Raw genomic sequence first — 26,311 nt, 5'->3', positions numbered from 1 at the left:
GGATCGGCTGGCTGGCCGCGGTGACCGGCGTGGTCGTGCTCACCGGCAGCCGGCTCCTCTGCGTCGGCGGCGCCGATGACCGCTACGGCCCCGCCCCGCACGAGACCGCCCTCGCCACCGTCACCGGCCAGCCGCTGACCGCCGACGCAGGACTCGCCCGGATCCTCGAGGTGGTCCTGGCCGTCTGCTCGGTCGCGGTGTCTCCACCCGCGCGCAGCCCTGGGCGCCTACTTCCGTCAGGACCGGCACCGGCCCGGTGCCTCGCCGGAGCTGTTGGCGGCTGCGGCATCGAACCGTCCAGCAGCGGGCACGGGAAGCTCGTGAAGACGGACCTCGTCCTGCTCGCCGGCGGGCTCATCGCGCTCGGCGTCGCCGCCCTGTCCGAGCGCCTGCGGCGGCTGCCGGTCTCCGAGCCGCTGCTCGGCCTGCTCGTGGGCGTCGTCCTGGGCCCGTCCGTCGCCGGCCTGCTCGACGTGCGGCCGCTCACCGAGGACCACACCTGGCTGCACACCGCCACCCGGATCCTCCTGGCCATCTCCGTGATGGCGGTGGCCCTGCGCTACCCCCTGGGGGCGGTGCGGTCGCGGGTGTGTCCGGTGCTGATCCTCCTGGCCGTCGCCATGCCGCTCATGGCCCTGATCACCGCCGGCCTGTCGGCGTGGGTGCTCGGCGTGGGACTCGGCGCCGCAGCGCTGCTCGGCGCGGCGCTGTGCCCGACCGACCCGGTCCTCGCGTCCAGCGTCGTCACCGGAGGCCCGGCGGAGGAGGACCTGCCCGCCCGGGACCGGCAGATCCTCTCCCTGGAGTCCGGCGCCAACGACGGCCTGGCGCTGCCCCTGGTGCTCGCCGCCGTCGCGATCGCCGGCCCCCTGACCGGCGCCGAGGCCGCGCTGGAGTCACTCTGGCAGGTGGCCGGGGCCGTCGTCGTCGGGCTGGTCACCGGGTGGCTGGGCGCGCGGGCGCTCAGGGCCGGCGAGGACCACGGCTCCACCGACCCCGGCCCCCTCGCCCTGTTCACCGCCGTCCTGGCCCTCACGGTGCTCGGGCTGTCCGGGCTGATCCACGTCGACGGCGTGCTGGCGGTGTTCGTCTGCGGGCTGGCCTTCAACGGCGTGAGCACCGGCTCCGAACGGACGTCGGACGTGCCGATCGACGAGGCCGTCAACCGCTTCCTCGTCCTGCCGCTGTTCATCGGCGTCGGTGCCGCGCTGCCGTGGGCGGCCTGGGTCGACCTCGGCTGGCGCGGACTGCTCCTGGCCGGAGCCGTGCTCCTGCTGCGCCGGGTGCCCGTCCTGGTGGCTCTCCGTCCCCCGCTGCGGCTGGGCTGGCCGGACGCGCTCCACCTGGGGTGGTTCGGGCCGATCGGTGTCTCGGCGCTGTTCTACCTCGCGCTGGAGGCCAAGCGGCTCGGCGCCGACCCCACCGTGCTCGCCGCCGGCAGCCTCGTGGTGGTGGCCAGCGTCGTCGTCCACGGGGTGACCGCCGCACCGGGCCGGGCGGCCTACCGGGCCGCCACCCGGCACGAGGGCCAGCCCGCCACGTCGGCCGCCCCCGGCCGGTCCCACCGGCGGGGATGAGCCCCGACCTCATCGCGCGCGGGCGAGCTCCTGCCCGTGGTCGTCCGCGTACGCCGAGGCGATCGCCCTGGCCGGGCCACCGACGTGGAGGAACTGCTCGTCCACCACGTGCAGGTAGTCCCCCACCGCGGTGTCCAGCAGCTCCCCGGCGTAGCGCGCGTCCGCACCGAGTGTGCGCTGGGCGTGCTCGCTCAGGTGCAGCGCCACCCCCAGCATCGCCGGCAGGGAGGCCTCGGGATCGCCGTCCCGGAAGTAGTAGGTCTCGGCGTACTGGGTCAGGTCGACCCGCAGCTGCGCGAGCCCGACCGCCAGGTCCTCCAGGAGGGGCGCGGCCATCGCCGACTGGGGGTCGGCCACCAGCCCGAGGGTGTCGACCCGGCGCAGCAGCGACAGCCGCACCGCCAGCGCACGGCGCCGGGTCAGCGCCGGGTACACCTGCAGCACCCACGAGACCGCGGCCGTGATCAGCCCGAAACCGACGAGCGCCTGCACCGGCACCGCGATCCGCAGCCAGTCCGCCGCCGGGACGATGTCACCGAAACCGAGCGTCGCCAGGGTGACCGTGGACAGGTAGACGGCGTCTAGGAACCCGGCCCGGGACGCGGGGTCCAGGCCGCTGCCGAAGACGAACCCGCCCGGCAGGTGCGGCCAGTACACCAGCGCCCACCCCAGCAGGATCAGCAGCACCCAGGCCAGCACGACCACGACCATCGCCAGCGGCCCGACCAACGCTCCCAGCGCCCGACGCCGACGCCCGATACGCCACACCGTCGCCATGAGCCGCCGACTGAGCCCACCGCGGCCGGTGGGGTGCCAGATCGTGTGGAAGATGTCGCGCAGCGCCACGAACACCAGCGCTGCGCCGACCGCGGTCACGAACCATCCCAGGACACCCGTCACCCGCCGAGCCTGCCAACTGTCGGGCGCGACGCGGGTAGAGGGCCGGCATGTGGTTCGACTCCTGGTCCGACATCGTCCGGATCCTCGCCGTCGGGGCGGCGGCCTACCTCGCGCTCGTGGTCCTGCTCCGGGTGTCCGGCAAGCGGACGCTGGCCAAGCTCAACGCCTTCGACTGGGTGGTCAGCGTGGCCTTCGGCTCGACCCTGGCCACCATCCTGCTCAGCAGCGACGTCTCGTGGAGCGAGGGAGCCGTCGCTCTGGTCCTGCTCGCGGCACTGCAGTTCGTGGTCGCGCGGACGACGACCTGGCTGCCGGGGGGCCGCAGCGTGGTCACCGCCCGACCGACCCTCCTGCTGCAGGACGGCCGGCCCGTCCCCGGAGCGCTCGACCGGCAGCGGATCACCATGAGCGAGCTGCACCAGGCCATCCGCGCCACCGGTTCCGGGGACCTCTCCTCGGTGGCCGCCGTCGTCCTGGAGACCGACGGGTCCCTGAGCGTCATCTCCACCCAGCGGGCGGGGAACCGGTCGGCGCTCGAAGGGGTGGCGGGAGCAGCCGAGGGCGGGCAGTGACCGCACGGTGAAACGGGAGCAGGTGGTGTGAGACCGCAGGCGCGGCCACGTGTCCGGACCGACCGATCGAGTCGCGGACGGCCCGCCCGGCCTGACCACCGCCGAGGTCCCCGCCTACTACCGGCTCGGCCGCACCGCGGGCTACCGGCTGACGAAGTGGCTGGCGCCGCTGCAGTGCGCACCCGGCCGCTGGCGGCTGGCCGAGCTGCAGCAGCTGGACTCCGACCGCGCGGCGGCTGCTCTCCGCGTCCTGCTGACCGGCGACACCCCGGAGCTGGATGCCGGTGCGTACGTTCACCGTCGTGCTGCAGCACCGAGCCCGTCGGTGCCGGATCGTGTTGTCCACGATCTCCATCACCGTGATCGACAGCAGTCCGCGGCGAACGCCACCCCGATCGCCGCCCCCAGGGCCAGCCCCGACTACAGCACCGGCACGATCGTGAACGAGTAGCCGAAGACGAACGCCAGCGCGATGGCCGGCACGATGGTGGCGAAGTCCGACCAGCCCAGCGACCGTGCGATGACCATGCCGCGCACCTCACCGATCGCGCAGCCGGTGAGGCAGTGCACGGTCGCGGTGACCGCGACCCGGTCCAGCTCCCGGCGCCGGCCAGCGTGTCCCGGTCCACGGCCGTGCCGTTGGTCGGAGACGTGCCCGTGACCGGTGGGGTGGTAGTGCCTCTCCTCCTCCACGCCTTCTCGCCACGGCATCGACGACCCGATGCCTGCCAGCCGAGGGCCAGGTCCCGGCGTCCTGGCCGTGGGCGGACGGTGTTGAGCAGTTCTTCCACCCAACCCCGGCAGGAGTCAGCCGAGGGAGGTGATGAGGTCTTGGCAGGCGGATTCGCAGCGACGGCACGCGTCCGCGCAGACCCGGCAGTGCTCGTGCATCTCGGCGTGCCGAGCGCACTCGTCCCCGCATGCCTTGCACGCAGCGGCGCAGGCTTCGAGCACCGCGCGGGTGAGGTTGGCGTCGTAGCCGGTGTGCCGGGACAGCACCCGGCCGGTGGCGTCGCAGACGTCGGCGCAGTCGGCGTTGGTCCGGATGCACGTGGTCAGGTCGGCGACCGAGTCCTCGGACAGGCAGGCGTCCGCGCACGCGGTGCAGGCCTGGGCACACTCGAAGCAGGCCTCGATGCAGGCGCGGAGCTTCTCCCGGTCCACCCCGCCGAGGTCTTTCGGGTACGTGTCGAGCATCTGCGCGGCGACGGTCATGGGGAAGCCTCCTTCGGTGCCGGCGGTGCGACGGCGCGGTGCCGCCGGCGACGTCCGCCGACCGGTGCGCCATCCGGATGCCCGTACGGGCGTGCGGAGGAAACAGGTGACTGGTGGGTATGGGCGTGTCGTGACCGAGACGAGCCATAACCACCCGGTGGATCCGGTCCGGGTGGCCGCCGCCCGGGCCCGGCTGCCCTCGGCGGCCGACGCCGAGCGGATGACCTCGCTGCTGGGGCTGCTCGCCGATCCGGTCCGCGCCCGGCTGCTCTACGCCCTGGACGTCGCCGAGGAGCTGTGCGTCGGGGACCTGGCGATGGCGCTGAGCGTGACCGAGGACCAGGCCAGCTACGGACTGCGCGTGCTGCGCGGCGCGGGACTGGTCAGCCGCCGCAGGGAGGGCCGCACCGCGTTCTACCGGCTGGCCGAGGGCTTTCCCGAGCCGCTGCGGGAGCACTGCCTGCGCCAGCTGGTCCAGCTCAGCCGCGCGCCGGTCGACGAGGACGACGCCTAGTACTGCAACGGCGCTCGTAGCGGTCGCTGTCCGGCAGCGGCGGTGGGTGATGCGGGTTCGGGCGGGGCGTCGCCGCCAGCCGGACCGGTCGGCGTCGTGGAGTCACCGCCGGGGCTGCCATGTCGATGACCCGATGCTCAGGCCGGGTGGCTGGTGACCAGGGATGCGTAGACGACGATGTTGTCCAGGTAGCTGCCCGAGCGGTCGTCGAAGACGCCGCCGCAGGTGACCAGGCGCAGTGCGGCGTGGCCGGTGTCGCCGTAGACCTCGTCGGTCGGGAACCGCGACTTGAGGTAGCTGACGACGCGGTCGACGCTGAAGACAGCGGTGGTGCCGTCGGCACGGGCGACGTCGACGGTATCCCCGGGCCGCAGCGCGCCGAGTTGGAAGAACACGCCGGCCCCGTGCTCGGCGGAGTCGACGTGGCCGAGGATCACGGCGGGACCGAGCTCTCCCGGCGTGGGCGAGTGGCGGTACCAACCGGCAGGAGCGTCCTCGCTCAGCGGCGGGACCTCGACCGTGCCGTCGGGGTCGAGACCGAGCTGCAGCAGGCCGGTGGTGACGTCGATGGCCGGGATGTCGAGCCGTGTGGGGGTGGCGGCGGGCAGCGGAGGCACGGCGTCCGCTGCCGCTTCGGCCTGGATCCGCGGCCCACCGCGTGCGGTCGAGGAGTCGGGTACCGCCGGGGCCGTGGCTGCTGCGGCTGGCGTCGGCTGAGGTGCGCGGACCTGCGTCCCCACACCGAGGAGCACGAGGCCGGTACCGGCCAGGACGAGCAGCGCGGCCAGCCCGACCGCCAGGTGCCGGGCCTGACCGCGCTGCTCGTTCCTGGGCACGTGCTGGTCGACCTGCGATCAGCTCTCGGCGGAGCTACGGCGGCGGAGCGCGAGCAGGCCGCCGGCAGCACCGGCGACGACCAGGCCGGCGCCGGTGGCGATCAGGTCACCGTTCTGCAGACCGGCGGTACCGCCACCGCCGGTCTCGGCCGCACCCGCGGGCACCTGGGACACCTGCTGGCCGCTGAGCTGCTCGCGCAGCTCGTTCATGGTCGCCAGCTGCCGCAGCTGGCCGTCGTGGATCTTCTGCTCGATCGCCCGGGCCTGGTCACTGGTGGCGCCGGGCAGCGCGGTGTCGGCCATCATGATCGCCGCCATGTGGTGGCTGCTGAAGACGTCGAGCCACCGCTTGTCGAACGCCTCACCGCTGAGTTCCCGCAGCTCGGCCATCTCCTGCTCGTTGAACGTCATGAGCGGCTCCTCCATCTCATGGTCCTGCGAGCCGGCCGCGGCGATCGCCTCGAGAACGGGCAGATCCGACTGCTGCGACTGCTGACCCTCCTGCGCCACCTGCCGGACGCCGGAGGTGGTCGCCTTCTCGATCGCCATCTGCGTCAGCTCGATGCCCGTCTGGTGGTGCGGGACCATCATCGCGGCGAAGCGGACGTCGGTGGCGCTGGCGTTCTCCACCTGCGGCGCGGAGCTCGGCGCGGCCGAGGACGTCGGCGCCGGCGCCTCGTGGCTGTCGGCTGCCGCGTGCGGCAGCGCCCCGGCGCCGACCAGCAACCCCGTCCAGGCGGCGACGCCGACGGTTGCCACGGCCAGCCGACTGCCTCGGGGCGACGGGATTGATCGGGTGGGGTACGAGTTCACGAAGCACTCCTCGGTGTTCGGCACCGGCCCCGTCACCTGGCGACCGCGTGCGTGACGGCCGCTGCTCGGCCGCCGCGTCCGCATACCCGTCGGTCCACCTCCGAGCAGCCGGGAGGCGACGGACCACACTTGCCGCGGCGGGCCATCACCCTGCACTCGCGCTATTGCGGTCTCAGTAGTTGGTGTCGAGAAGCCGGGTCCGCGAGAGGCAGAGATCGGGCGTCGCTGGAGCCAGAGGTGGATCGTCGCGCGGAGTGCGGCACCCGCCGTCCGGGTAGGACCGCGGGACGGAGCACCCCACGTTCTCCAGCGGCACACGCCGAGAGAGTGAGACGCCATGACCGCGAGCACGGGCAACCAGGACGTCGTCGACATCCTCACCACCGACCACCACGAGGTCCTCGCCCTCGTGGAGCAGATCCCGACCGCCGACGCCGCGCAGCGGCGCGACATGGTCGACACCGTGATCGCCGAGCTGATGCGGCACTCGGTGGCCGAGGAGATGTACGTCTACCCGGCCATGCGGGACCACCTGCCCGACGGCGAGAGCAAGGTCCAGCACGACATCGAGGAGCACCAGCAGCTCGAGGAGGTCATGAAGGAGCTCGAGGGCATCGACGCCGCGGACGCGCGGTTCGTCGAGATCCTGGGACGGCTGGAGGCGGTGCTGCGCGACCACGTCTCCGACGAGGAGAGCGAGCAGTTCCCCATGCTTCGCGCCCGGCTGTCGACCGAGCAGCTCCTGGAGCTCGGCCGGAAGGTCGAGACGGCGAAGAAGGCGGCCCCGACCCGCCCCCACCCGGCGGCCCCGCACAGCGAGCTGTTCCACAAGCTGGTCGGGCCGGGGGTTGGCATGGTGGACAGGCTGCGCGACAAGCTGACGGGCCGGTCCACCAGCGCCTGACCTGCGCCGGGTCCGGACCGTTTCAGCAGAGGTCGGCGGGAGGCCGGTCCAAGGCTGGCTCGCCGCCGATCTCCCTGCTCCGGCCGACGAAGCGATCTGTGCCAGTTGGAGGCCGACGCCACCCACGCGACATCCCCGGCGGCCTCGGGGAGCTCAGGAGGGACGCGGTGACCGACGCGGCGGACAGCGAGGACGACGGGCGCATCTCCTGGGAGGCACCCCTGCGGACCGCTCGGGCCCAGGCCGCTGCTCTGACCTCGACCACCGATGCGGTCTGCCGGGTGGACCGCGAGTGGCGCTTCACCCTCGTCAACGCCGCCGCCGAGCGGCTGCTGGGCCGCCCCGCGTCCGACCTGGTCGACCGCAGTGTCTGGGACGTGTTCCCGGACTGGGTCGACCGTGACCTGTACCGGGCGCTGCACGAGGCCGTCGCGCACCGCGTGCCGGTGAGCTTGTTCACCCTCGAGGCGCGGTGGCAGCAGTGGTTCGAGGTCCGCGCCTTTCCCGACGCCACCGGGCTGTCGGTCTTCTTCCGGGACGTCGACGAGTTCCGCCGGATGGCTCAGGAGCAGGCCGCGCGCACGGAGCTGCTGCGCGCCGCGCTGGAGGTCTCCCCCGCCGCCACCGTGCTGCTGGACACCGACGGCACGATCCTGGGCACCAACCGGCAGTGGTTCGCCTTCGGGGAGCGCATGGGGGAGGCCCGGGAGCTGCGCGCCCCGGGCGCCAGCTACCACGACGTCTTATCGCGCCACATCACCCCGTTCGACGCCCGGACCATCCACCGCGGGCTCGACGCGCTCGCCGCCGGTAGCGAGGACAGCTTCGCCCACGACTGCGCCGTCCCGGTCGAGGGCAGCCTGGTCTGGTTCCACGTCCAGGCCTCGCGGGTGGACGACGCCGGGCGGATGGTGGTCATCCACACCGACATCACCCACCGGGTCCAGGCCGAGGAGGCCGCGCTGTGGCGGGCCCGGCACGACCACCTGACCGACCTGCCCAACCGCGCCTATCTGCACGAGCTCGTCGCTGGAGCGCTGCGGCGGCCGGGGCGCGGGCCGGTCACGGTGCTGTTCATGGACCTCGACGGCTTCAAGGCCGTGAACGACTCCCTCGGCCACGAGGTGGGTGATGAGCTGCTGCGCCACGTCGCCGCCCGGCTGAGCTCCCGCACCCGCGGCGACGACGTCGTCGGCCGGCTGGGCGGGGACGCGTTCGTGGTCCTGGCCCACGACTGCGATCCGGAGGGCGGCATCGCCCTGGCCGAGCGGATGCAGACCGCGTTCGACTGCCCCTTCGTGATCGGCGACGCGCAGCTGTCGCTGACCGCCAGCATCGGGATCGCCACCTCCGCGACCGAGCACCAGACCCCCGAGCAGCTGATCCGCCAGGCCGACACGGCGATGTACGGGGCCAAGACCGGCGGCCGCGACCGCACCCACGTCGCCACCCGGGGGCGGCCGCAGTCGGCGCGGCACCGCCCGCGCGCCGGAGCCGGCCTGGACCGGGCGATCGCGGAGGACCAGCTGCGGCTGCTCTACCAGCCGTTCTTGGACCTGGAGTCCGGTGCGGTGGCCGGGTGGGAGGCGCTGCTGCGATGGGACCACCCTGAGCAGGGGATGCTGGCACCGGAGGCCTTCCTCCCGCTCGCGGAGGAGGCCGGCCTGATCGGCCCGCTCACCCGCTGGGTGCTCACCACCGCCAGCACCGCGGGGGCGCGGTGGGCCGCCGCCGGATGGCCCGCCCTGGTGACCGTCAACATCCATCCCCGGCTGTCCTCCGCCGTGTCGCTGGTCGATGACGTCGCCGCGGCCCTGGCCGCCTCCGGGCTGCCGGCATCCCGGCTCGGCCTGGAACTTCCCGAAGCCGGCCTGGCCGAGGACCCGGCACGGATCGCCGACCAGCTCCACCAGCTGCACTCGGCGGGGGTGGGAGTGCTCATCGACGACTTCGGCACGGGCGGTGCACCGCTCGGCCGGCTGCTCACCCTGCCGATCACCACCCTGAAGCTGGACCCCGGCCTGCTCGCCGACGAGCCGGAACCCGCCATCGGCGCTCGGCGTGGCGCTCTGGCGGCACTCGTCGCCCTGGCCGCCGCGATGGGCGCCGGCACCCTCGCCGAAGGCATCCAGACGCCACAGCAGCTGGCCCGCGCCCGGGCCGCGGGCTGCCGCCACGGCCAGGGGCACCTGCTCGCCGTTCCGATGCCCGCCGACCGCGTCCTCGACTGGCTCACCGCACACGACGTCGGCGATCAGCGCCCACCGGCCCGTGGTGGTCGGTAACACCCCAGGTCGCGCGGTGGCCCACGGCCACCCCCGCCGGCAGCGGCCGGCAGGCGAGCCTGCGCCAGACCATCCGCGCCACCGGCTCCGGCGACCTGTCCTCCGTGGCCGCCGTCGTCCTGGAGACCGACGGCTCCCTGAGCGTCATCCCCACCCAACAGGCGGGAGACCGGTCGGCGCTCGAAGGCGTCGCCGGAGCCACCGCACACGGACAGTGAGCGCAGCAGCGAGGAAGCCTGGCGAGACGACCGCGCCGCTCAGACCTGACCGGCCCGTCTACCGCTGTCACCCAGGGGACGACCCAGCTTGGCCAGGCAGTGTGAACGACCGACGCCGGTTCCGCCGACGCCATCCGCGCCCAGGAGACCGGCGCCTTCCCCGCTACTTCGGTACCACGCACCTCGGCGCCATCGGCGGCGTGGTGGCCGCGGTCAGCGTCGGCTCCACCGCCCATCGCCTCATCCGCGGCCACGACGCGACTGGCGGATAGCCGATGCCCGTCGTCCCGACGCCGGCGGACCCATGCCCGCGCGGACGACACCGCCCCGAACAGTGATGAACGGCTCACCGCTCAACCCTGACGTCAGGGACGAGTTCCCGGCAGACTGTCGGTGACCCCGGCGACGCCGTCCCTCCGCGCCGATGAGCCGCAGTCGGCAGATCCTGACCGACATCGCCGCACGCCAGCGCTGCGCACCCTTCGGCGCACCGACGCGCCACCCCTGACTCGGCACTGCCTGCGGTGCTGCCCACCCGCGCCGGCGACGGCGCACCGAACGAGACGGATCCATGTCCTCAGCTGTCGCTGCCCCGCGCACGCCCCGCTTCGGCGGGCCGGCGTGGCTGTCCCCGAAGGTCGCCCGCACCGAGGTGCTCGCCGGCCTGGTCGTGGCTCTCGCGCTGATCCCCGAGGCGATCAGCTTCTCCATCCTGGCCGGGGTCGATCCCCGGGTCGGCCTGTTCTCGTCGTTCGTCATGGCGGTGGTGATCGCGTTCACCGGCGGCCGCCCGGCGATGATCACCGCGGCCACCGGCGCCATCGCCCTGGTCGTCGCGCCGCTGGTGCGTGACCACGGTCTGGAGTACCTGCTCGCCGCCGTCGTCCTCGGCGGGATCTTCCAGGTGCTGCTCGCCATCGCCGGGGTCGCGCGGCTGATGCGGTTCATCCCGCGCAGCGTGATGGTGGGCTTCGTCAACGCGCTGGCCATCCTGATCTTCACCGCGCAGCTGCCGCAGCTGATCGACGTGCCGTGGCTGGTCTACCCGCTGGTCGCCGCCGGCCTGGCGATCATCTTCCTGCTGCCGCGGCTGACCACCGTCGTTCCCGCGCCGCTGGTGTCGATCATCGTGCTCACCGGCCTGACCGTCGCCGCCGGGTTGACCATCCCGAACGTCGGCGACGAGGGCGAGCTACCCGACAGCCTGCCGTTCCTCACGCTCCCGGACATCCCGGTCAGCTGGGAGACGCTGACGATCATCGCCCCCTACGCACTCGGCGTCGCCTTCGTCGGGCTGATGGAGTCGCTGATGACCGCCAAGCTGGTCGACGACCTCACCGACACCCACTCCGACAAGACCCGCGAGTCCTGGGGCCAGGGCGTGGCCAACGTGGCCTCCGGCCTGTTCGGCGGCATGGGCGGCTGCGCCATGATCGGGCAGACGATGATCAACGTGAAGTCCGGCGCCCGCACCCGGCTGTCGACCTTCCTGTCCGGCGCCTTCCTGCTGGTCCTCGTGGTAGCGCTGGGCGACGTGGTCGCGATCATCCCGATGGCCGCCCTCGTCGCGGTGATGATCTTCGTGTCCATCGCCACCTTCGACTGGCACAGCCTGCGCACCCTCCACCGGATGCCCCGCAGCGAGACCGCGGTGATGCTCACGACCGTCGTCGGAACGCTGGTCACCCACAACCTCGCTATCGGGGTGGGCGCCGGCGTGCTGGTCGCCTGCGTGCTCTTCGCCCGCCGGGTCGCCCACCTTGCCGAGGTCACCAGCGTCACCGACCCCGACGGCGGAACCCGCGTCTACTCGGTAACCGGAGCGCTGTTCTTCGCCTCCAGCAACGACCTCTACGCCCAGTTCGACTACGTTGACGACCCGCAGCACGTGGTGATCGACCTGTCCCGCGCCTCCGTCTGGGACGCCTCCACCGTCGCCGCCCTCGACGCGATCACCCACAAGTACGAGAAGCGCGGCAAGAAGGTCCAGATCGTCGGCCTGAGCGGACACTCGGCCGACCGGTACGAGCGGCACACCGGCCAGCTGGCCGGAGCCCACTGATGCGTGGCACGGCGGCGGCCGAGGCGGCCAGCGAGACGACCGGGACGTCGCGCAGCGCGCTGGTGCAGATCGGCCAGGTCGCCGAGCGCACCGGGCTGAGCCTGCGCACCATCCGCTGGTACGAGGAGGAGGGCCTCGTCGTCCCCACCGCGCGCACCGAGGGCGGGTTCCGGCTCTACAGCACCGACGACATCGCCCGCCTCGAAGTCATCAAGCGGATGAAGCCGCTCGGCTTCGCCCTGGAGGAGATGCGCGAGCTGCTCGGCCTCCTGGCCGACCTCGACGCCGGCACCGGCGACCGGGCGCAGCTGCTCGACCAGCTGCGGATGTTCCACGAGGCGGCCACCGCCCGGGTCACAGCACTGCGCGAGCAGCTCGCCGTCGCTGAGGGCTTCGCCGACAGCCTCACCGGACACCTCGACGCCCGGCGCTGACGGCCCGAAGAGCACGATGCCCTTCGCAACGCCGCACGCCGTTGATGTCCCGACCGTCTCCGGCACAAAGGCACGTGGAAGGCACGGCGTAGGACAAAGAGCCTTCTGACCAGCGAGAGAGGTGTCAGGATCCAGAGCCTTCCAAGCTGACTGTGCGGGTTCGATTCCCGTCACCCGCTCCACCGCGGCGTCGCGGGAACCGTTCACCGGTGCCCCGCGACACCGTTCTACGTCCGGGGTCTGCGGTGCCGCCATGACTCTTTGTGCGAACGAGGCCCTCCGTCAGGCCCGGCGCGGGTCAACCCAGTGCCTCAACCGTGGGGATGCATATCGCTCCTCGGACACCGGCTGAAGCACACCCAGTGTCGCTGAGCCTCGCTGTTGGCGCTGTGCATCCTGGGACGTTCCCATTCGCACGCACCGCCCGGGTCCCTGCCCGTGACCACGCCGGCAGCGGAGCGTCGGGTCTGCACGGACAGATCAGCGGGTGCGGCGGTCAGCACGGCATGACCGAGGCTCCGGCAGCACACCTTTACTGACTCATCCCCAGGAAGTGACCTGCCGGTGACGGCCCGACGGTGACACTCCCGGATGCAGTGCGTCACGAGTGGCTGCCCCGGCGGGTACAGCCGACGGACCCCGAACCCGAGCTGACACGCCCTGCGGTAGCGGCCTCGAGGAGGACCGGTGAAGGGAGCGCAGACCAAGTAGCTCTCGGCGGCTGCGGACTACCTGGCCCCCGACGGCTCGGAGGTCCGCCTCCTCGTGGAGGGCGCTCGCGGCGGGTTGGCGCACTTCACCCTCTCTGCCGGAACCGTCTCCCGTGCGGTGACGCACCGCACCGTCGAGGAGCTCTGGTACGTCGTGAGCGGGTCCGGGGAGATGTGGCGCCGGCCGATGTCGACGACGCCTGAAAACTGACCCCCTCGCGACGGTCGAAAACTGACCCTCTCCCGAGACCCTGGCTCGATCCGAGTCGGGGAGGGACGAGGTGTTGTCCGTGGAGGACTGGGCGGAGATTCGCCGGCTGCATCGGGCCGAGGGGTTGCCGATCAAGCAGATCGCGCGGGTGCTGGGCGTGTCGCGGAACACCGTGCGGGCGGCGTTGCGCAGTGTCGAGCCGCCGAAGTACGAGCGGGTCGGTCAGGGGTCGATCGTCGATGAGGTCGAGCCGCGGATCCGCGAGCTGCTGCAGGCGTTCCCGGCGATGCCGGCCACGGTGATCGCCGAGCGGATCGACTGGTCCCGGTCGATGACCGTGCTCAAGAAGCGGGTGGCCGAGCTGCGCCCGGTCTACCTGCCACCGGATCCGGCTTCCCGCACCGCCTACGTGGCCGGCGAGATCGCCCAGTTCGACCTGTGGTTCCCGCCGATCACGCTGCCGGTCGGCTTCGGCCAGACCCGCCCGGCCACGCAGCTGCCGGTGCTGACCATGGTCTGCGGCTACTCCCGCTGGGCGGCCGCGGTGCTCATCTCCTCCCGCGCCGCGGAGGACTGAACCGCCCCGGGTCCAGTGGAGGCTCTGGGATGCCCGGGTCTGCACCAACCGGCGTCACTCAGCAGATCCGGCTTCCGGCCGCCACGGATGCAGGCGGCCCCGCAGTGGCGTGTACTGGCTGTCGCGGTGCTCCACACCGGCCAGGGATGTCACCGGCAGGTGGCGCTTGCCAGTGCCTCGTATCCAACGGCCGGTACACCAACGGAGCATCATCGAGAGCGCCTTTGGGGGACAATCCTCGACGATGGGTGAACCGGCGTGGTTAGAGCTGCTGACCGCTGATGGCGGGGTCTTCGGTTGTGGCCCTGGCGAGCTGATAACGATTGGGCGAGAAGGGGGAGTCGTCGACGTCACCGTCCCATTGCAGTCGCCACAGCAATCGGCGGTCGATATCTCGGCCGTAGCACTCGAGATCTTCTGCCATGACACCAACCTGGCCGTGCGCGTGCACCAGCGCCCGCCGGGCTACCTGCTCGTGGAGGCGTTCGACTCTTACACGTCCTCCCTGCGCCGTCGGACGGTCGGGCAGGGCTCTACAGTTCTGGCGGACGGCCCCCTGGTCACGTTGGCATTGAGGCTGGGCGACGGAGGTCACGCCGTCGAAGTGTCCGTCGGAGACGTCCGATTCTCGCCCGCCGGATGGCGCAGCTATACCGCAGCTGAACCGACCCGGGTGACGCCACGGGAGCCGCCGCGGGAGCAGTGGGCGCGGTGGTTGGTCACCGCCCACAACCTGTGGGCCAGCGACGACCGGCGCGTAATCCCCACCGAAGCCGCGACGCGTGAAGCGATGCGCGCTCGGTTCCCACTGTGGCCCACCAAGACCCCCGCCGAGCCGGCCCGGGCCGTCCGGGAGGCACTCCACTTCTACGGGTTGAAGGCCGACGCCCATCCGACGTGGCACGCGGGACTGGCGGCGCTCTTCGCCCAGGGCTGGCCGCGCGCCTCTCTGGTCGACTGGGTGAACCGTACTGCGAAGGAGGTGGGCTGGGCTCCTGTCGGCCTCGGCGGTCGCCAAGGGCCGCGTGGCGGCCACCCCCCTGACAAGGCGGTGCGCTCACCCGCCGGCTAGGCCAGCCGGGGATGTAATCGCCTACACAGCCGCTCCGGTCCGACGATCGATCCCGACAGCCCAAGGCGACCGAGGAGCAGATCATGGACCCATACCGGACCCGTCGACGGATTCTCCTTGCCCTCGGCGGCTGGGGCACCGGCGTCGGAGGCCTCTTTTTCCTCGCGACGTATGACGTCCTGGTGTCTGCCTTGGTTGCGCTGGGCGCGGCGGGGCTGGCCGCTGCGGTGGGGTTCGTCGGTAGCAGCGTGGGGCGGGATCTATGGCGCCAGGTGTGGCTGGTCGTGGGGGTGCACCCGCTTCGCAGTCCTCAGCAGTGCTTGAACCGGGCGTCTCGGATCCTGTTCAGCGCGACCGCTATCAGCTGGTTCGACGGCAAGGTTTTTCCTCACGCCCGGGTCCGCGTAGTCCTCGCACCGGCAGACCTGCTGGCGCTGACCGAAGCGGTGCCACGGGCGTTCATTAACGAGGAGTTGACGCGGGCTTACTGCGAACAGGCTTCGGCCCCCTCTCCTGCTGGGCGACAGCTCGAGGCCTACGTCGTGGCCGATGCCGACCTGCCCCGGGGGCGCTTCCGGGTTGAGCCGGCGCCCATCGAGCACCAGGGACGCGCGGTGTCGGCCGGGCCGACAAGGACCACCGACCCAAAGCAGGCCCCAGCGCCCGGCCACCCTGGCCCCTGGCGGCCGACCGCCGCCTGACACGGACAGGCGAGCCACGCGCGCTGAGCTGCGGCCGGGGTGGTTGCCGGTCAACCCTCCGAATCAATCTCCGTTGCTTCGCCGGGCCCACCGGCTTCCCCGGCCTGCGGCTGGTCGAGAACGAAAACCCGGCCCGACAACTGCAGGCGCAGGCCTTGGGCGACGTCCAAGGCGTCCCCGACGTTGAAACCGGTTGCGTCGTGGGCCGGCAACCTTCGCCACTCCATCGAGCCGGTGCGACGGACCGAGGTCCCGTTGGTGGAGCCAAGGTCGGTGATTCGGACGGACCCCGCCTCTGTGACCTCGATCAGGACGTGCTGCCGGCTGATTCGCCCCAAGCGCTCCAGAGCCGGGGCGAATGCGTCCACGCTGATCCCCGATCGGAGCTGGCCGCGCCCGAGGACGACAGGGGCGCCCTCCTCCACTACGAAGCGGAAGCACTCACCGTCTTGCGTGGGATCCTTCGCGATCAACTGCCGGGACCGTCCCCGCGCGCCGACGGCGGCGGCCGGCTGTCGACAGGCGGGGCAGACTACGAGCCCCGCACGGTCCACTCGGGGCCAGACGTGCAGCACGTCCTGCCACAACCGCGCCTGAAGGCAATGGGGGTTGGTGCACCGCCAACGAGTCGCAAGAATCTCGCGGTGGTCGCGGGGGTCGATGCCCAGGCTCTTGAGCTCCTTGACCTCGATCGACCGCGAAACCGCGTGCCCGGGCACGGGCCGCACCCCACTCAGGACGAACCCCAGCTCACCGCGGCGCCGTCGGGGCTTCCAGAAGCGCCCGGCTTCCGCGTCGATCCACCGGTGAGAACGACGGTGATCTATGAAGTTGTCCCGGGAGATGATCTGGGCCCGCCGGTCCTCCTGCGCCGCCGTCAGCAGCAATTCATCGGCGACCTGAGCCTCCTCGAGCGCGAACTCGTCCGCGAATTGCTGCCAGGCGCGCGTGCCACGCACGTCCTGCACGACATGGCGGAGGGAGGTGTCGGCGACACAGCGCATCTCGAGAACACCTGACCGGCGTAAGACGGCAACGACATCCCGGAGTCGCGCGGCGATTGGGCTCATGCGGCCGACCGGAGGGATCGCGGCATCCCAGCATATGTTGGAGACGTCCACGAGGACGGGGGAGCCGGGGAACCCGGAGCGGAATTCCTGCACGCCCGGCGGCGTCACGACGCGACCCACCTCTCGTCGGGCAACTCCTCCACGGAGCGCACGACCCCGTCGGCCAAGCACACGACTTGGCCCCGTCCGGTGTCGGTGAGCCCAAGAGTCACCCGGGTGGCGGCTCCGGGCACGACGCATTCCCAGGACCGCCCGCTGCCGACGGAGTGGAGCCAAATCCCCGAGCGCGTGGCGACCGCCACGGTGAGCCCCTCGCGGTGGCTGACACAGCTCAGATCGCTCGGCGCGTCCGGGGCGAGCAGGGAATCTCCTGTCTTCATCCACTCTGCCCCGACGCTCTCGAGGACCACCAACCCGCCCTCCCTGTCCACGACGACGCACAGCAACTGACCCCAGTCGCCCAGGACCAGGGCACCGCTCTGGACGTCTCGGACCGGCACGCCCAGGGCTGGCTCTGACACCGACCCCGCCACGGCGCCGCCGTCCCGAGACTCGACCAGGAAGGTCGCATCGCCCGCCGCGCCCCGCGTCGCCGCCAGCACGCGGGAGGCCGGCACCGCAATGGTGCGCACGTCGACGCCACCGTCTAGCCGGACCCGCACCGCGAGCAGTTGCTCCGCCCGAGTGGCCGCGAATGCAGTGACGTCGCCAGTCCCCTCCGCGACCGCGCGGATAGGCCCGACGAGGGCCGGTACCTTTACCGGGACCCATTTCTGGCCGATCCGCAGCTTGAGCCCGCCCCGGACGTCCGCGGCAAACACCGTGACGGTCCCATCGCCACGGCGGCCCGCGGCCAGGTGTGCCACGCCCGCCGGTGCGGCCGGGTCGACGCGGAGAGACAGGTGACCGGTCGCGCTCACCGAGGCACCGTGGACGAGACCTCCACCGACGGCATACACCTCGACCGCGCCCCGCCCGTTACGGGCTTGGGCCACCTCGGTAAAAGTCGAATCGGTGTGCCGCTGGCCGAGCAAGCGGGTGAGCGTGCGCGTCCAGTCCAGGAGCGGGTGTGGGCGTGCAGCGGCGTCTTCCTGGAGCAGCGCGGCCACGTGGCTGGCGACTGCGGGGCCGTACCCGGCGCTCAGCAACCCGGCCTCGGCTGCCCGCTGGGGATCGACCGCCTGCGGCGCCGTGCCCGTGAGTAGGAAGTACACGACACAGCCGAACGAGTACCGGTCATTTTCAGGCATGATCTCGTGGTACCGAGGCGGTGTGTAACCAGCCTTATGCACGAGGTGGGTCGGATCTGCCCCAGCCGGCCGCATAAAGGCGAAGTCGATCAGCCCGATGCGGCCAGAGTCGTCGATCATGATGTTGGCCGGGGAGATGTCGCGGTGCACCTCTCCAGCCGCCGCGATCCCGTCGATCACCGCCGCGACTTGCTCTACGGCGTTGGCCACGGCGTTGACGGAGGGCCGCCGCTGCCCCCACCGGTCGAGGTCAACGCCCTCGAACCAGTCCGTGACTAGGTAGAGGGTCGAGATCCGTCCGTCAGGCGGCGCATCCCACGGATGTGGTGGTGGCCCTGTGAAGACTCGCAGCACAGGGACAATACCCGGGATGCCGCGGAGCCGGGCGGTCCGCTCGATTGTGTCGCTCCAGTTGCGGCGCCAGCGCTCCAGGGACTCAGAGAGTGTCTCCTCCGCTTCGCGGTCCAGGTGCCGTGGCAGGAGGATCTTCATCGCGAAGGGTCGGTCGAGACCGTCAACCCGCCGGGAGGCCTTCCACACTGTCCCCTCGCCGCCGGCCCGAACCTGCCGTTCCAGGCGGTAAAGAAGGTTGTCTCCTTGATCCCGGACTACCCACCCCGGCTCTGGGGAGTCGGGGTGTGGCAGGCGCGCCGTGTCTGCCACGGCCGTCATTCCTTGTAGACGAAGCCCTGTACAGGAGCCTCGTCCTGGATCGTCGGCGGCGCGCCGACAGGGGCGGTCGCCTGAGCGCGGTCGGGCAGTGTGGCCGTCTCGCGCAGGATTTCTTCGAGACACGCAAGCAGTCGGGTGGCAACCCCGGCCACGACGGCGACCGGGTCGCGCGGGTCAGCCTGCACGACCTCCGGCAACCGGCCAAGGTCATCGCCCTGCTGCGGTAGCGCGTCGGCCATCGTCCGCAGCCAATGGGACCAGGATCGCACGGCCGGCGTCTGCGCGTCCTCCGGCAAGGCGACTGAACGTTTGAGCGACCTTAGCGCCGTCGTCAGGCGGTCCCGCGCGGATCCGCCATCCTCTTGAAACTTGCTGATCTCGACGAATGCGCGACGTACCTCGGGAGTGCGGAGTGGACGCTGAGGGAAGACCCGTTCCGAGGCGGCGTTCAACTCGTTGAAGGTGTTGTGGAGGTCGTTGACCAGATCGCCGAGCCGACCGGTCGAGGACGACGTCGCGGCGTGCCGCAGGCGCCCGGCGACTTCAGCGTCGACGATGAAGTCGGCACGGCGCCTTGTCATCGCCTCGCGGACGCGGTGCGTGATCCCGCTGCCAACTCCGGAAAAATACTCGACGAGCACGTCCAACCCGCCGATCGTCGCCGGGTCTCCACCCCCCACCTTGACCAGCTCAACCAGCAGCTCATGGTTCGGCGTCAAACCCTCCTGATCTCGGTAGCGGCGAAGGAAGAGCTCTCGGGTGCTGATGCCAATCGCGTGCAGCCGGATCCCCATGTCCCGGTGCAAGTGGGCCATGAGGCTGACCGGCTCGTCGACCCCCGTGACCACCTCGCCCGTCCCCTGCTCACCGCGCGGGCGCCAGTCGGCTCCGTCCGACACGAGGACGCAGAGTCGTTCGTTGCCGGGGTGGCCGTGCTGGTAGAGGAGGTCAGCCGCCGCGTGCAAGGCGTTGCCGATGTTGGTTCCCCCGTCCGCCCGCAGCAGCGCGATGCCCTCTCGGAATTCCCGGATGACCTCCTGGTCGCTCGACGCGTCCAGCTCGGCCATTCCCCCGGATCGCGGGAACCGCATCGCAGTGCGCTGGTTGAATTCGATGAGGGCCACCCGCGAGATCCGGCCGGCTACCCGAAGCCGAACGTCCAGGAGGTCGTACAGGGCACGGCGAAGGGCCTCCATCCGCTGCAGGTAGCCGACTCCGCGCAGTACCTCCGGCGACTCAGGGCCGACCGGGATGTCGTCCACACCCATCGAGCCGCTGCAGTCGGCCAGAATGACCATGTCGACGCCAGCCTTGACGCCGGGTGCGAACAGCTCGACGACGGTGCTCTGGGTGATCTCCGCTACTACGTCCTGACGGCCGCCGGTGTCAGCTGTCAGGACGCGGAAGGGGACGTCGTCGACGTCGAGCCATGCCTCCCCCTCAGCGCCCGAGAGCCAGAGGAGCCTGCCTACGAGGCCAGCTCGCGCGACCGACTGTGCGACCGTCTCGGGCCTCTGCCGCTCGGTCGGGAGTTCGAGGACGAGCCGGCGGATCGGCACGGCCTCGGCAGGGTGCATCTCCCACTCCGCGTCATCGGTGAGACCCAGCTGCTCCCGCATGGCCTCGCCGACGACGAGCCGGCCCGCCGGGATGTCGGAGTGCACGAAGCGCTCCACCGCCCAGCGCCGCTCGGGCCCGCGCCCGAGCAGCCGGAAGACGGCCGGGCCCGTGGCGGCACCCGACGCCAGACCCACCCGATCGGGAGCCAGCGCCGCCGTGGCGCCGACGAAGAGCACGCGGGTGTCTGCGGACGTGATCATCGGGCACGTCCCCCGTCACCCTCGAGCTTTAGCCTGATGCCTTCCGGCACGTGCCGGCCCACTTCGGCCTCTAGATACCGGATCGTGGCGCCCCTGGGGCCGATGAAGTAGCCGCGGTAGTTCTGGTCTAGGTGGACAAAGAGGAGTCCAGGCCGCGTCTCGCCCTTAACCGTCCGCGGCGGCTTGTACTCGGCAAGTTGTAGTGACGCAGCCATGACTGGGCCGTACGCCGGAACGGCGACCGCCAGGGCGCCGCGCAGTCGGTCAACGAGAAATAGCCCGCGGTCGTTGCCTTGATCGATAACGCCGAGCTCCGCCTCCCACGACCGCGGCGACCTGGGTGGCCGGTACCGCCCGTTGCCTGTGCGCCGGTCGGTCAGTTCACGCTGTGGGACCCGCCCCGCAGTCGCCGTTGCCATTTCCGGGGCTGACTCCAGCCGCTGCAGCTCCGCCATCAACCACCGGTAGTCGAGCGCTCGCGCGTTATGGCCGGAATTCCGCAGCGTATGCGCCAAGCCGCGCAGCGACGGCAGGGGCTCGCTCTGCCGTCCCCGAGCGACCGTGCCGACGACAACTCGGCGCAGAATCTCCTCTGCCGACATTGAACGCATGCCGGGCGCGTGCCTTGAGCAAACTGCAAGCCCCAGCGCCTCCCCGCCGTAGATCTGCCAGCGCTTGGCGTGCATGGAGCAGATTCGCCGCCCACACGTCGTCACGCCGCGATCGGATATTTCGCACCGGGCCGAGCCGATGCGGGCGCAGCCCGCGACCTCGCAGGGCGGAAAGTCGACCTCAAAGCAGGCGGGGCAGTAGGCGATGTCGGCCTCCTGCGGGTGCTCGCGGCGGTGGCCGGCGCAGTGGGCCTGCTTGCCGCGGCAACCGGAACCAGCGCACCAGAAAATGCCACGTGCCCCGCACTCCTCGCATCCAGGCACGTGTTCATCGCATGACGCGACCAGCGCGCCGTCGAGGAATCGGACGTGCTCGTCGCAGAGCCGGTTCCGGCCGATGTCGTCCCCGCACCGGCGGCACATGAACGGGCCATAGCGCGGCGTTCCCGCACGGGCGCACGCCGCGCACCGATATCGCAGCTCCGGCTGCATGATGACGTCGCCGATTAGGAAGGACGTTTTCGGTCCCACGACGAACGAACCGGCTGACTGGAGGCGGACGACGTCGATAACCACCGAGCCGCTGGCGGCGTCCTCGAGCACATGACGACTCCGGCTAGAGAGGTCACGCCCGACCATGGCCGGTTCGAGTTTCTCCCACAGGCTGATGACGCCGTCCTTACCGCTGACGTCGCCGCGCCAGGACCGGAGATCGAGCACGACCTCTGCGTCGACCTGGCTCACGGTGCCCCTCCGCTGCTGGTTGTCCCCTGCTCTGGCTCGGGCCGCCCGCCGGACTTTCCCTTGCCCCGGCCGGCGGGAGGCCACCCGCCTCCAGCCGTGCCGCCTCCGCGGCTTTCCCCACCGCCGTAGCGCTGCCCATCCCGCGGACGCTGCCCATCCCGCGGACGCTGCCCATCCCGCGGACGCTGCCCATCCCGCGGACGCTGCCCATCCCGCGGACGCTGCCCATCCCGCGGACGCTGCCCATCCCGCGGACGCTGCACCGGGGGACGCGGCGCTCCACCCCGGCGGCGAATCGTCTCCTGCCAGTCGTCGAGCAGTAGCGCGGTGCGCCCGGCAGCCGCCCGCCGGGCGCCCTCGAGCGCCCTTCCCCCAGGCGCTGGGTCCACCAGGAGGCTGAGCAGCTCGTCGTGTCCCCTGCCGGAGACGGTGGCTGCCCAGGAGCCCAGGAATGCGTCCTCCCCTTGCGGGATGCCCTCGGCACGTCCCTCCTCCAGCGCTGCGAGGACCCCAAACAACTCGTCCGCGCCGGCATTGAGGTTGTCCAGCTCCACGGCAAGCTCGCGGGTAAGGAGCTCGCGAAGGGCCTGCGCGGCCGGGGTGCGCCGCCGCGCGTCGCGGTCCGGAGGTGCGGCACCCGGGCCCCTATCGCCCCGGCGGTCGCCACCGCGCTCGTTCCTTCCCTGGCGCCCGCGGTCGTCACCTGTGATGAGCGCTGCACGCATACCGCGGGCCACGGCGCGCGCGCGGTTGTCCTCCAGCTCGCGCTGGGGCAGGTGCCCCAGTCGACGTCCATTCCGCACCATTCGCCGGGCTCGCATGACCAAAGCGGCGATCACCAAAGCGTGCGCGCGCGCCGCAGCGAAGGACGCACTCGCGTCGACGCACCGGATGACGACGGCGAGCGTGCCGTCGGTTCGGGTCAGAGGGTGGACGTCCATCTTGTCGAGCTGCGATATGCCGTCGGAGCGGCGGAGCTCCGTCTCGACCCGGGCCAGGTGGTGGGGCGACGTCGAGGCGAGGAACCGGGCCGCGACGTGCTCACGCGACTGCGCCAGCCGCCGCGATCCGGTGGCAGCCGCAGTGGCACCCGGCCACCGCGCGGACATGGCGATCAGGAGCGGGACGTACTCGCGGAGGAGGTTGCACACCACCTCCTGCTCGGCCGTCGACGTGACATCGACGACGTGCAGATCCTCACCGACGGGTGTCGAGTGCTCGCCGAGCAGGACCCCGGCGGGCAGCAGCCGGCCTGCCAGGCGGCGGATGTTTTCCGCCGCGGCGACAGTCAGGTCGCGCATCCGCCTAGCCCACTCGTCTCGGGCAGCCCGACTGCCCAGCCACGTGCTCGGCACGACGACGTGCCACAGCAGAGGGTCAGCTCCCGCTCGTACGAGCTCGGCTCCGACTCCCAGGAAGATCCGATCAGGTCCGTGGTCGAGGCCGAGGACAGCGACGCCCTTGTGGATCTCCTGCCGCGAGGCTCCGTTCCGGATTGCACCGACCAACACGAGAAGCCCCCCGATTGCCGTCCGCGGACGTGGTGCCACGGACGTGTTCCCGAGTATCGGAACGACGCGGCAGCGAGAGGCTACCTACGGCAGGACCAAATTTCGACGATCCGTTGGGCCAGTCTTGGCCGCTGGCACCGTGCTCATCCGCGCCGTCCGCCGGGTGCTGGCCAGCCGGCGCCGACACTGCCGCGGCTGTACGCCACCGTGCGCGACCTCGTCCGGCACTCCGACTACTGCGACCGCAGCAAGGGCGAGATCGAGGCAGCGCTGGTCAACCGGCTCGAACTGCTCACCGACGGCAGCCTGGGCGGCGCGCTGATGGGCGACGGCTCCGCGGCCTTCGATTGGGCGACGCTGCTCTCCGGCCCGACCATCGCACTCGCCCCGAGTTTGCCGGGCCGCGGGAAGTAGCCCTGCTCGTGAGCCTTGTCCTCGCCGGGCTCGTGTCCTACCGCGAATTCCCCCTCCCGGCGGGTCTGGCGCACCTGACCGTCGTAGAGGAGGACTCACCGGATCCTGTCCGCCGTCTTCAGCAGCGGGTACGTGAACGACGGCGTGCAGGTGGTCGTCGACGCCATGGCAGAACTGCGCGGCGCTGGCGAAGGGTTCCTCGTCGTCGAGCAGGCGCCGTCCCGGCTAGTACCCGAGGTGCGCAGGCTCGTGGGCACCGTCGTGGCGCACCGCACCGTCGACGCCGAGGGGCGGGCTGTCCTGGCCGACTCGCTCACCCTCGCCGACAGTGAGGAGGAGCTCGCCCGCCTGAGGCAGGGCTCGGCGATCGTCCTCGCCGCCGACATGCTCGCCCCCACGGTGGTGGCCATCGGCCGCTGAGGGCCCTTGTTCCCAACGGTCCCTCGGTCATGACCCGCAGCCTCGGGGCCGCGCCGGTGCCGCTCCGACTGTGGTGCGAGAAATGCCCGGTCGTCTACACCGGCTACCGCGGCGCCGCCCGCGTTCAAGGGGAGCGGGCGGCCAACCCGGAGCTGCCGCAAGCCCGCATGCCCGCAAGGCGGCGGCCCAAGGCCTCACCCTGGCCCAGGGCTACTGCGCCCGGGCCTTCGCCGACGCGCAGGGCGCGGCCACCTCCCACGACTTGCGGATCCGTCGGCGCGCCCTCGTGGTCGCCTACCGCCGGCATCCGAAGGCCTGCACCAACCCGTTTGGACCACCGGCACCACCGCCAGGACAGGGACGACGCCATGACCGACCCGACCTCCCCCCAGGCCGAGACGAGGATCCACGCCCGGGTCATCGCGGCCGGCCCGGTCGAGATCAGGGAACGGCCCACTCGGACCAACCGCGCCCTGTGAAGGCCACCCGGCGGGCCCCGCCTCTCGTGTGGGCGGCCGCGGTGGTCACCCCGCTCGGGTTCACGCCCCTGATCCTTGGACGGCTCGAAGTCGACATCGTGCGCGTCGCCGCGCAATCACCGCCAACAGCGCACCGCCGTGGCCCAGGCGTACCGCTGGTCCCGGTGACAAATTCGAGGACGTCGGGAGGCCATGGTTCCTGGCATCAGCCCTCCCCCTAGACAAGCAGGCGGAGGTCGCTCGCTTGCCCTCCGGATCATGGGCACACCGTTAAGAAGACGTTGCAGAAGTAGGTCCTCGGGCACTTCCCGTGGCTGAGGCGTCGGCGCAGGCTGCGCGCCATGTCGTCGTCGGTGTCTTCCCCGCCGCCGCGGCTGATCAGTGACGAGTTGTGGGCGCTGGTCGAGCCGCTGATCCCACCGCGCAAGCCGGCGGTGCACGGCCGTACCGGCCGGCCCCGCACCGCCGACCGGGACGTGCTCGAGGGCATCGCCTTCGTGCTGTCCACCGGCATCGGCTGGACCAAGTTGCCGGCCGAGCTCGGCTACGGCTCAGGCTGGACCTGCTGGCGGCGGATGCACGAGTGGGCCGCGGCGGGCGTGTTCGACCAGCTGCACGTCGCCGTGCTGAACCGGCTCGGCGAGCGCGGCGAGCTGGATTGGTCGCGAGCGTCCCTTGACTCGGTCAGCGTCCGGGCGAAAAGGGGGGTGCGCTGACCGGGCCGAACCCGACCGACCGGGGCAAGGCGGGGAGCAAGTACCACCTGCTGGTCGACGCGCACGGGCTGCCGCTCAACGTCGCGGTCTCCGGCGCCAACCGCAACGACAGCATGCTGGTCGAAGCGATCCTGGACTCCATGCCGGCGATCCGCCGCGGTGGCCGCGGCCATCCCCGGCGCCGGCCGATCAAGCTGCACGCCGACAAGGGCTACGACATCCCCCGGGTGCGCCGCTATCTGCGCCGCCGCGGCATCACCGCCCGGATTGCCCGGATCGGCCGCGACTCCAGTGCTCGCCTCGGCCGACACCGCTGGGTCGTCGAACGCACCCTCGGCTGGCTGCTGTCCTACAAACGCCTGGCCCTGCGCTACGACCGCACCGCCGCCACCATCACCGCGCTGGCCCGACTGGCCGCCATCCTGATCTGTGCCCGCCGGCTACCAACCAACTAATGCAACGTCCTCTAAGGCACGCGCAAGGCACGACCTCCAGCCGACTTGGCGCTGACCAGCCAAGATGGCGCTTGGAGTCTCAAGCCTTCCAAGCTGGCCATGCGGGTTCGATTCCCGTCACCCGCTCCACGAATAACCGCAGGTTAACCCGCCTGTTAGGTCCTCTGGAGGAGTACTGGAGGACCGTCCGGCAGGCCCGTTTCAGGCCCCTGGAAACCCCTGTTTTCCGCTCCATTGGTCATAGATTGGTCACGTCGGGCGCCCCGTACGGCCAGGTCGCAGCGCTCCTTCGCCCTTCTCGGGGCCTGCCCCGTGACCACAACTGGTCACGCGGTGAGCTCGTCGAGGCTGTGCCGAGTGGCGATCCGCCGGGCGTTCTCCCCCACCGTGATCGTGCGGCGCTCGGCTGCGGAACGGCTGTAGATGACGACGGCGAAGACGGCGTACTGCCACAGCGGGGTCTGCCACCAACTAGCGTCGCCGAGCAGGTCGGGCTGCAGGCCACCTTCATGCGCATGACCCTCCTCGGCGGTTCGGGCCACCGCTGC

At 71.4% G+C, this 26,311-nt stretch carries 24 protein-coding genes and 1 pseudogene; 14 read left to right on the top strand and 11 right to left on the bottom strand.

Annotated elements, in window-relative coordinates; genetic code table 11:
- Positions 1-20: 20 nt before the first annotated feature.
- Positions 21-1,577, top strand: coding sequence for a cation:proton antiporter domain-containing protein (locus tag ACI79G_RS16125; protein ID WP_456882127.1), 1,557 nt, complete (start codon positions 21-23; stop codon positions 1,575-1,577).
- A 9-nt stretch (positions 1,578-1,586) separates the two neighbouring features.
- On the opposite strand, the gene ACI79G_RS16120 is transcribed toward ACI79G_RS16125, so the two are convergent.
- Positions 1,587-2,477 (bottom strand): potassium channel family protein, encoded by an 891-nt coding sequence (locus tag ACI79G_RS16120; RefSeq protein WP_456882126.1) that lies wholly within the window; start codon positions 2,475-2,477, stop codon positions 1,587-1,589.
- Positions 2,478-2,524: 47 nt separating this feature from the next.
- Here ACI79G_RS16120 and ACI79G_RS16115 point away from each other — a divergent pair, with 47 nt between their 5' ends.
- Together ACI79G_RS16115 and ACI79G_RS16110 are read left to right on the top strand one after the other, a co-directional pair.
- Positions 2,525-3,049: a DUF421 domain-containing protein gene (locus tag ACI79G_RS16115; RefSeq protein WP_456882125.1), complete on the top strand. Its 525-nt coding sequence runs from the start codon at positions 2,525-2,527 to the stop codon at positions 3,047-3,049.
- 49 nt (positions 3,050-3,098) lie between these two features.
- Entirely contained in the window at positions 3,099-3,500 is a 402-nt protein-coding gene (locus tag ACI79G_RS16110; protein WP_456882124.1) for a hypothetical protein, read from the top strand.
- Here the strand turns inward: ACI79G_RS16110 and ACI79G_RS16105 are convergent.
- Positions 3,470-3,742 (bottom strand): DUF4396 domain-containing protein, encoded by a 273-nt coding sequence (locus ACI79G_RS16105; RefSeq protein ID WP_456882123.1) that lies wholly within the window; start codon positions 3,740-3,742, stop codon positions 3,470-3,472. The two genes, ACI79G_RS16110 and ACI79G_RS16105, sit on opposite strands and share 31 nt — an antisense overlap.
- Before the next feature lie 114 nt (positions 3,743-3,856).
- Positions 3,857-4,264, bottom strand: a complete 408-nt coding sequence (locus tag ACI79G_RS16100; protein ID WP_456882122.1) for a four-helix bundle copper-binding protein — start codon at positions 4,262-4,264, stop codon at positions 3,857-3,859.
- A 130-nt stretch (positions 4,265-4,394) separates the two neighbouring features.
- Between ACI79G_RS16100 and ACI79G_RS16095 the strand changes: the two genes are divergently transcribed.
- Positions 4,395-4,778 carry an ArsR/SmtB family transcription factor gene (locus ACI79G_RS16095; RefSeq protein ID WP_456882121.1) on the top strand — a complete coding sequence of 128 codons (384 nt, stop codon included), beginning with the start codon at positions 4,395-4,397 and terminating at the stop codon, positions 4,776-4,778.
- A gap of 137 nt (positions 4,779-4,915) precedes the next feature.
- Here ACI79G_RS16095 and ACI79G_RS16090 read toward each other — a convergent pair whose 3' ends face one another.
- Together ACI79G_RS16090 and ACI79G_RS16085 are read right to left on the bottom strand one after the other, a co-directional pair.
- Entirely contained in the window at positions 4,916-5,614 is a 699-nt protein-coding gene (locus ACI79G_RS16090) for a class F sortase (protein ID WP_456882120.1), read from the bottom strand.
- 18 nt (positions 5,615-5,632) lie between these two features.
- Positions 5,633-6,427: a DUF305 domain-containing protein gene (locus ACI79G_RS16085; RefSeq protein WP_456882119.1), complete on the bottom strand. Its 795-nt coding sequence runs from the start codon at positions 6,425-6,427 to the stop codon at positions 5,633-5,635.
- 337 nt (positions 6,428-6,764) lie between these two features.
- Between ACI79G_RS16085 and ACI79G_RS16080 the strand changes: the two genes are divergently transcribed.
- The 7 genes and pseudogenes from ACI79G_RS16080 to ACI79G_RS16050 all read left to right on the top strand — a co-directional run bounded on the left by ACI79G_RS16080 (position 6,765) and on the right by ACI79G_RS16050 (position 15,601).
- Positions 6,765-7,331, top strand: coding sequence for a hemerythrin domain-containing protein (locus ACI79G_RS16080; protein ID WP_456882118.1), 567 nt, complete (start codon positions 6,765-6,767; stop codon positions 7,329-7,331).
- A 167-nt stretch (positions 7,332-7,498) separates the two neighbouring features.
- The gene (locus ACI79G_RS16075; protein ID WP_456882117.1) at positions 7,499-9,616 is read left to right on the top strand and encodes a putative bifunctional diguanylate cyclase/phosphodiesterase; all 2,118 of its coding nucleotides are present in this window, start codon (positions 7,499-7,501) and stop codon (positions 9,614-9,616) included.
- Positions 9,617-10,405: 789 nt separating this feature from the next.
- Positions 10,406-11,896, top strand: a complete 1,491-nt coding sequence (locus tag ACI79G_RS16070; RefSeq protein ID WP_456882116.1) for a SulP family inorganic anion transporter — start codon at positions 10,406-10,408, stop codon at positions 11,894-11,896.
- Positions 11,896-12,330, top strand: coding sequence for a MerR family transcriptional regulator (locus tag ACI79G_RS16065; protein ID WP_456882115.1), 435 nt, complete (start codon positions 11,896-11,898; stop codon positions 12,328-12,330). The genes ACI79G_RS16070 and ACI79G_RS16065 overlap by 1 nt, the downstream gene beginning before the upstream one ends.
- A 991-nt stretch (positions 12,331-13,321) precedes the next feature.
- Positions 13,322-13,825: pseudogene (locus ACI79G_RS16060) on the top strand (helix-turn-helix domain-containing protein); the annotation flags it as partial.
- A 247-nt stretch (positions 13,826-14,072) separates the two neighbouring features.
- Positions 14,073-14,900 carry a hypothetical protein gene (locus ACI79G_RS16055; RefSeq protein WP_456882114.1) on the top strand — a complete coding sequence of 276 codons (828 nt, stop codon included), beginning with the start codon at positions 14,073-14,075 and terminating at the stop codon, positions 14,898-14,900.
- 83 nt (positions 14,901-14,983) lie between these two features.
- Positions 14,984-15,601 (top strand): hypothetical protein, encoded by a 618-nt coding sequence (locus ACI79G_RS16050; RefSeq protein WP_456882113.1) that lies wholly within the window; start codon positions 14,984-14,986, stop codon positions 15,599-15,601.
- Positions 15,602-15,651: 50 nt separating this feature from the next.
- Here ACI79G_RS16050 and ACI79G_RS16045 read toward each other — a convergent pair whose 3' ends face one another.
- From ACI79G_RS16045 to ACI79G_RS16025, 5 genes are read right to left on the bottom strand one after another with little or no spacing between them, the layout of a single operon-like run.
- Complete coding sequence (locus ACI79G_RS16045) at positions 15,652-16,779, bottom strand: FHA domain-containing protein (protein ID WP_456882112.1); 1,128 nt, start codon at positions 16,777-16,779, stop codon at positions 15,652-15,654.
- The gene (locus ACI79G_RS16040) at positions 16,776-18,584 is read right to left on the bottom strand and encodes a serine/threonine protein kinase (RefSeq protein WP_456882111.1); all 1,809 of its coding nucleotides are present in this window, start codon (positions 18,582-18,584) and stop codon (positions 16,776-16,778) included. Before ACI79G_RS16040 ends, ACI79G_RS16045 begins: the two co-directional genes overlap by 4 nt.
- A gap of 5 nt (positions 18,585-18,589) precedes the next feature.
- Positions 18,590-20,413 carry a vWA domain-containing protein gene (locus tag ACI79G_RS16035; protein WP_456882110.1) on the bottom strand — a complete coding sequence of 608 codons (1,824 nt, stop codon included), beginning with the start codon at positions 20,411-20,413 and terminating at the stop codon, positions 18,590-18,592.
- Positions 20,410-21,768 carry a KH domain-containing protein gene (locus ACI79G_RS16030; RefSeq protein WP_456882109.1) on the bottom strand — a complete coding sequence of 453 codons (1,359 nt, stop codon included), beginning with the start codon at positions 21,766-21,768 and terminating at the stop codon, positions 20,410-20,412. The genes ACI79G_RS16035 and ACI79G_RS16030 overlap by 4 nt, the downstream gene beginning before the upstream one ends.
- Positions 21,765-23,069, bottom strand: a complete 1,305-nt coding sequence (locus ACI79G_RS16025; protein WP_456882108.1) for a hypothetical protein — start codon at positions 23,067-23,069, stop codon at positions 21,765-21,767. Before ACI79G_RS16025 ends, ACI79G_RS16030 begins: the two co-directional genes overlap by 4 nt.
- Positions 23,070-23,201: 132 nt before the next feature.
- Between ACI79G_RS16025 and ACI79G_RS16020 the strand changes: the two genes are divergently transcribed.
- The 3 genes from ACI79G_RS16020 to ACI79G_RS16010 all read left to right on the top strand — a co-directional run bounded on the left by ACI79G_RS16020 (position 23,202) and on the right by ACI79G_RS16010 (position 25,763).
- Complete coding sequence (locus tag ACI79G_RS16020; protein ID WP_456882107.1) at positions 23,202-23,693, top strand: hypothetical protein; 492 nt, start codon at positions 23,202-23,204, stop codon at positions 23,691-23,693.
- Between the two features lie 132 nt (positions 23,694-23,825).
- Positions 23,826-24,113, top strand: a complete 288-nt coding sequence (locus ACI79G_RS16015; RefSeq protein WP_456882106.1) for a hypothetical protein — start codon at positions 23,826-23,828, stop codon at positions 24,111-24,113.
- An 820-nt stretch (positions 24,114-24,933) separates the two neighbouring features.
- A protein-coding gene (locus ACI79G_RS16010) for an IS5 family transposase (RefSeq protein ID WP_456882105.1) occupies positions 24,934-25,763 on the top strand; the annotation gives its coding sequence in 2 pieces (ribosomal slippage) (positions 24,934-25,290 and positions 25,293-25,763; 828 coding nt in all).
- A gap of 326 nt (positions 25,764-26,089) precedes the next feature.
- Here the strand turns inward: ACI79G_RS16010 and ACI79G_RS16005 are convergent.
- The gene (locus tag ACI79G_RS16005) at positions 26,090-26,305 is read right to left on the bottom strand and encodes a hypothetical protein (RefSeq protein ID WP_456882104.1); all 216 of its coding nucleotides are present in this window, start codon (positions 26,303-26,305) and stop codon (positions 26,090-26,092) included.
- Positions 26,306-26,311 lie beyond the last annotated feature (6 nt).

The sequence above is a fragment of the Geodermatophilus sp. SYSU D00779 genome, assembly GCF_054050595.1.
The sequence above is the reverse complement of the archived record's forward strand: the minus strand, read 5'-3'. Positions and strand labels throughout refer to the sequence as shown.

Excerpts from the sequence above, each read along its gene's own strand:
- ACI79G_RS16025 (WP_456882108.1), bottom strand. The coding sequence starts at position 23,069 with ATGCGCGACCTGACTGTCGCCGCGGCGGAAAACATCCGCCGCCTGGCA.
- ACI79G_RS16035 (WP_456882110.1), bottom strand. The coding sequence starts at position 20,413 with ATGATCACGTCCGCAGACACCCGCGTGCTCTTCGTCGGCGCCACGGCG.
- ACI79G_RS16050 (WP_456882113.1), top strand. The coding sequence starts at position 14,984 with ATGGACCCATACCGGACCCGTCGACGGATTCTCCTTGCCCTCGGCGGC.
- ACI79G_RS16070 (WP_456882116.1), top strand. The coding sequence starts at position 10,406 with ATGTCCTCAGCTGTCGCTGCCCCGCGCACGCCCCGCTTCGGCGGGCCG.
- ACI79G_RS16115 (WP_456882125.1), top strand. The coding sequence starts at position 2,525 with ATGTGGTTCGACTCCTGGTCCGACATCGTCCGGATCCTCGCCGTCGGG.
- ACI79G_RS16080 (WP_456882118.1), top strand. The coding sequence starts at position 6,765 with ATGACCGCGAGCACGGGCAACCAGGACGTCGTCGACATCCTCACCACC.
- ACI79G_RS16055 (WP_456882114.1), top strand. The coding sequence starts at position 14,073 with ATGGGTGAACCGGCGTGGTTAGAGCTGCTGACCGCTGATGGCGGGGTC.
- ACI79G_RS16065 (WP_456882115.1), top strand. The coding sequence starts at position 11,896 with ATGCGTGGCACGGCGGCGGCCGAGGCGGCCAGCGAGACGACCGGGACG.
- ACI79G_RS16100 (WP_456882122.1), bottom strand. The coding sequence starts at position 4,264 with ATGACCGTCGCCGCGCAGATGCTCGACACGTACCCGAAAGACCTCGGC.